Consider the following 5,393-nt stretch of genomic DNA (forward strand, 5'->3'; position numbering starts at 1 on the left):
GGCGAAAGCCGGGACCCAGTACACGCGGGGTCAGAGCTCGTGCGCAGGAGTGCTCATCAGCTTTACGGCAAGGCATCGGCGCCGCCGTTTACTGGGTCCCGGCTTTCGCCGGGATGACAGCCGGTGGGAGATGGAACGTTCCAGTACAACTGGAGTGCCGCAAACGTTGCCCCGTTCACACACCTTGCGGCTGGTGCTGCATCTCAGGATGGGCCCCGGCTTTCGCCGGGGTGACAGCCCGTGGGGGAGGCAGGATGGTGCTCCTCAAGCCCCCGTTACCCGCCAGACCGCATGACCCACATCGTCCACCACCAGCAGCGACTTGTCGGCAGCGACTGCCACACCGACCGGGCGCCCGTGCGAAAACCGCTCGTCGGGCGCGAGGAAGCCGGTCAGCAGGTCGATCGGCTTGCCCGAGGGCTTGCCCTCCGCGAAGGGCACGAGGATGACCTTGTAGCCGCTGAGCTTGCTGCGGTTCCACGAGCCGTGCTGGCCGATGACCATGCCCTGCGGCAGGCCGGGGAGCGTCCCTTCCGGCAGCCAGCAGAGGCCGAGGGAGGCGGTGTGGCCGCCGAGCGCGTAGTCGGGGGTGATGGCCTTGGCGACCATCGCCGCATCCTGCGGCACGCGGTCGTCGACCGTCCGCCCCCAATAGCAGTAGGGCCAGCCGTAGAAACCCCCGTCCTGGACCGAGGTCAGGTAGTCGGGCGGCGTCTCGTCGCCGAGGCCGTCGCGTTCGTTGACGACGGTCCAGAGCGCGCCCGTCACCGGCTCCCAGGCCATGCCGACGGGATTGCGCAAGCCCGAGGCGAAGATGCGGCTCGTGCCGCTCGCGATATCGTACTCGATGATGCAGGCGCGGTTTTCTTCCGCCGCCATGCCCTCGTCGCCGATGTTGGAGAGCGAGCCGACGCCGATATAGATCTTCTTGCCGTCAACGCTCGCGTGGAGATTGCGCGTCCAGTGCCCGCCCGGCACGAGATCGAGCAGCTTCCTGCCCGGCGCGGTGATCCCCGTCTCGCCCGCCGCATAGGGGAAGGCGACGAGCCCGTCGGTGTTGCCGACATAGAAGGTGTCGCCGATCAGCACCATGCCGAAGGGCTGGTTCAGCCCCTCGAGGAAGATCTCGCGGGTCTCGGGCACGCCGTCGCCGTCCGTGTCGCGCAGGAGCGTGATGCGGTTGGCGCTCTCCTGCATGGCGCCGGCCCGGCGCATGGTGCGGTGGGCGACGATATCGCGGATGCTGCGGATGCGCCCTGGCTGCGAGGCCGACTCGGCCACCACCACGTCGCCATTGGGCAGCACGTAGGCCCAGCGCGGGTGCTTGAGGTTCATGGCGAAGGCTTCGACCTTGAGGCCCGGCGCGGCCGCCGGCTTCTCACCCGGACCCCAGCCGCGGGCGGTCGGCATCTTGAGGGTCGGCATGCTGCCCTGCGAGCGCGCCTCGGGAATGGCCGGGTTCGTGCCGAAGACCGGAGAGTGGTTCCCGTGGTCACGCCGGAAAAAGAGCCACCAGACGGCCACGGCGGCCAACGCAACCACGACAACGAGCAACAGAAAGCCGCTTCCCGACATTATCACCTCTCCCTGGGGGGCCTCCGGCGAGAACCGCCGGCGCTTGAGAGCGTTTCCAGCACACCACTTTTGCGGTTCGGAAACGCGACGACCAAAATCCATGTCTTTGTGCGGCAAGACGAAAGCTTGCGCAATGCGGGAGAACCGATTTCCGCCGGATTCCAGCGCGCGGTCTCGGGATTCGGCAAAAACAGGCGGCTCTTTCGCCTCCTTCCCCCTTGAGGGGAGGGGAGCCGGAAACTCAAGGACCTATGGCCGCATCCGCCCTTGCCGAACCGCCATCGAGCGCGATCACCTGGTCGCCCGCTGCGATGACGCTGCGGCGATGGGTGATGGCAAGGATCGTCACCTTCGCGCCGAGCCGGCGCAGTTCCGAAACGATCTCGGCCTCCGTCGCCTCGTCGAGCGCGGAACTCGCCTCGTCGAGGAAGAGGAAGTCCGGATCGGCATAGAGCGCCCGGGCGATGGCGATGCGCTGCCGCTCGCCGCCCGAGAGCTTGAGGCCGCGCTCGCCGACGGTGGTCTCGAAGCCCTCGGGAAGCGCATCGATGAAGGCAAGGATCGCCGCCCGCTCCGCTGCCCGGCGCAGCCGCGCCTCGTGGCGCTCGCGCCCGAGAACGATGTTGGCGGCGAGCGTATCGTTGAGCAGCATCACCTCCTGCGGCACGACGCCGATGGCGGCATACCAGTTCTCCCGCCCGATGCCGGCAAGGTCGATCCCGTCGACGGTGATGCGCCCGGCCTGCGGCTCGATGGCCTTCAACGCCAGCTTGAAGAGCGTCGACTTGCCCGATCCGGTCTCGCCGGTCAGGAACGTGATCTCGCCGCGCCGGGCGGAAAAGCTGACGTCGGTGACGGTGCGCTTCTCGCCGTAGCCGAAGCTCACATGCTCGAAGGCGAGGGTGCCGTCCGTCAGCCGCAGCGGGCCGGTGGTGCCCGCCGTGGTGTCCTCGGGCGCGTTCCACATGCGCGCGAACGGCAGGAAGCTCGAATAGGCGCGCAGCACCTCGTTGATCGACATGCCCAGCATCTCGAACGGCTGGTTGAGCTGGATGAGGAGGGTGTTGATGAGGACGATATCGCCCACCGACAGCTCGCCCGCCGCAAAGCGCGGCAGCAGCAGCACGAAGGTGATGGCGAGCTGCGCGGCGGCGGCCGCCCCGAAGATCAGCGCCAGCATCGCGCGCCGCCGCGACCAGCCGATCCAGGCGTTGCGCGCCTCGTCGGCCTTGCCGGCGAAGCTCTGCGAAACCCAGCGGTCGCCGTTGAAGTAGCGCAGCGTCTCCATGGCGTTGACCGCGTTGCCGACGAACTTGGCGTTCTCCTGGTTGGCCTCGATGGCCTTGTCGAGATAGGGGCGCGTCCAGTGGTGGGCGAAGTAGGTGGCCGTGACATAGATGACGCCGTAGACGAGGACGATGAGGACGATCTCGAAATTGATGACGGCTCCCAGCAGCCCGATCGCCAGCACGATCTGGGTGATGCCGGGGATGAGGATGACGAGCGCCACCTGGACCAGCACGTAGACCGAGTGCTGACCCTCGCCGCGCGCGGTCTGGATCTCGACGGGATTGTGCTCGATGAAGAAGCTGACGGGCTTCTTCAGCAGCTTTTCGAAGAATGAGGTGGCGGCGATGAAGTTGAGGTTCTCGGCCGCCATCACCGACATGAAGTTGACGGCATACTGGCCCGACATGGTCAGCCCGCGCACGATCGCGTAGCCGACGAACATCAGCGCGATCGCCGCCGGCAGCTGCCGGCCGGCATCGAGCGCATCGATGAGGCGCGAGAAGATATAGGGCGTCGCCACCGCCCCGACCGAAGAGGCGAGCACGACCAAGGCGATGCCGATGAGCATCCAGTGCGCCTCGCGCCAGAACCGGCCATAGATGGCGGCGACCGGCGCGGCGACGATGGTCCAGCCCGCGGTCTTCATGGGGAACTCCGCGTGGGGGTGTTATCGGGATATGGAAACAGGGCCGTGCACCTTGAAGGCACGCGGCGTCAAAATCAAGGACCCGGAAAGCCTTATGCGGGCTCGGTCTCGCCGTCCTCGGCTTCGAAATAATCCGGATGGTCGGCGATGGTCTGGCCGAGCAGCACCTCGGCGCGGGCGAGATGGGCGCGCATCGCCGCCTCCGCGCCCGTAACGTCTCCCGCCGCGACCGCCGCCGCGATCACCTTGTGCTCGGCGATGGCGCGCTGCTGGCTCGCCACCCCCAACGTGAGGTAGCGAACGCGGTCGAGCTGGATCTTGTGGTCGTCGATCAGCTGCCAGGCGTATTCGACGCCGGCCAGCCGCGCGAGGGTGCGGTGGAAGAACTCGTCGAGCACGTGGAAGCCGTTGCTGTCGTCGGCCCGCATCGCCTCTTCCTGATCGGCGATGATGGTTTCGAGCGCCCGGCCCGTCTCCGGCCCGCCCGCGGCCGCCACGCGCCGCACGATCTCGACCTCGATGGATTCGCGGATGAACCGCGACTGGCGCACCCCGTCGGCCGAGATCTTCTTGACCACGGTCGCACGCTTGGGGCGGATGAGGAGCAGCCCCTGCTGGGCGAGGCGGATGAACGCCTCGCGCGCCGGCTGGCGCGAGATGCCGTAGCGCGCCGCGATATCGCTCTCCGAGATCGCGTCGCCCGGCTTCAGTTTCAGGGTCACGATCTCGTCGCGCAGCGCCGCCACGATCCGGGACGCGATCGTGTCGCTCACCGCCTCGTCCACCGGTTGCAGCACCTCTGCGGCCATATGGCTACCTCGAAATCGTTGCGTCGTCCCGCCGATGGTTATCCAGAATCGACGCCGAGGTCGATGCGGGACGTTGCCCGACCATCTTCCATACAAGATGGACGATCCCCTCGCCGATTGTCAAATGCTGCCTGTGGACGGCGCGCCAACCCCTTGTGGGTTGCCCGGCCGACGACTGGCCGAGCGCTTGCCCGAGGTGCTAAGGGACAGCAACGCTTAACGCTTGAGTCCACCCGGAGAAGGCATGAAGGTCGACATCGACATGGGAGCGGCGCCCGGCGGGCAACCGGCCCTGCTCGATCTCGAGGAACTGCTGGCCACCCGCCTCCTGGTGCAGGGCAATTCGGGCTCGGGCAAGTCGACCCTGCTGCGGCGCCTGCTCGAGCAGAGCGCGCCCTGGGTGCAGCAGTGCGTGATCGACCCCGAGGGGGATTTCGTGACGCTCGCCGACAAGTTCGGCCACCTCGTCGTCGATGCCGCCCGCACCGAGAACGAATTGACCCGCATCGCCGGGCGCATCCGCCAGCACCGCGTCTCGGTGGTCCTCAACCTCGAGGGGCTGGACGTCGAGCAGCAGATGCGCGCCGCCGCCGCGTTCCTCGGCGGCATGTTCGATGCCGACCGCGACTTCTGGTATCCGGTGCTGGTCGTCGTCGACGAAGCGCAGCTCTTTGCGCCCGCCGCCGCCGGCGAGGTCGCCGACGAAGCGCGCAAGGTCTCGCTCGGCGCCATGACCAACCTCATGTGCCGGGGCCGCAAGCGCGGCCTTGCCGGCGTCATCGCCACGCAGCGCCTCGCCAAGCTCGCCAAGAACGTCGCGGCGGAAGCCTCGAACTTCCTCATGGGCCGCACCTTCCTCGACATCGACATGGCCCGCGCCGCGGACCTCCTCGGCATGGACCGGCGACAGGCCGAACAGTTCCGCGACCTGGCGCGCGGCCACTTCGTGGCGCTGGGCCCGGCGATGGCCCGCCGGCCGCTTCCGGTCGTCATCGGCGCGGTCGAAACCTCGGCGCGCTCGACGAGCCCGAAGCTGACGCCCCTGCCCGAAGCGCGCGTCGATGCAGAGGAGC

At 67.8% G+C, this 5,393-nt stretch carries 4 protein-coding genes; 1 reads left to right on the plus strand and 3 read right to left on the minus strand.

Annotated elements, in window-relative coordinates; all coding sequences use genetic code 11:
* Nucleotides 1–264 precede the first annotated feature (264 nt).
* The 3 genes from VE25_RS02215 to VE25_RS02225 form a co-directional block, all read right to left on the minus strand.
* Nucleotides 265–1,575: a PQQ-dependent sugar dehydrogenase gene (locus tag VE25_RS02215; RefSeq protein ID WP_046106955.1), complete on the minus strand. Its 1,311-nt coding sequence runs from the start codon at nucleotides 1,573–1,575 to the stop codon at nucleotides 265–267.
* 241 nt (nucleotides 1,576–1,816) lie between these two features.
* Nucleotides 1,817–3,511 (minus strand): ABC transporter ATP-binding protein, encoded by a 1,695-nt coding sequence (locus VE25_RS02220; protein WP_046106956.1) that lies wholly within the window; start codon nucleotides 3,509–3,511, stop codon nucleotides 1,817–1,819.
* Nucleotides 3,512–3,603: 92 nt separating this feature from the next.
* Nucleotides 3,604–4,320, minus strand: a complete 717-nt coding sequence (locus VE25_RS02225) for a GntR family transcriptional regulator (RefSeq protein ID WP_046106957.1) — start codon at nucleotides 4,318–4,320, stop codon at nucleotides 3,604–3,606.
* Nucleotides 4,321–4,564: 244 nt separating this feature from the next.
* On the opposite strand from VE25_RS02225, the gene VE25_RS02230 reads away from it, so the two are divergent.
* The coding region (locus tag VE25_RS02230) for a helicase HerA domain-containing protein (protein ID WP_046106958.1) at nucleotides 4,565–5,393 on the plus strand (829 nt) is incomplete at its 3' end.

It is taken from the genome of Devosia geojensis (assembly GCF_000969415.1).
GTDB classification, from domain to species: domain Bacteria; phylum Pseudomonadota; class Alphaproteobacteria; order Rhizobiales; family Devosiaceae; genus Devosia; species Devosia geojensis.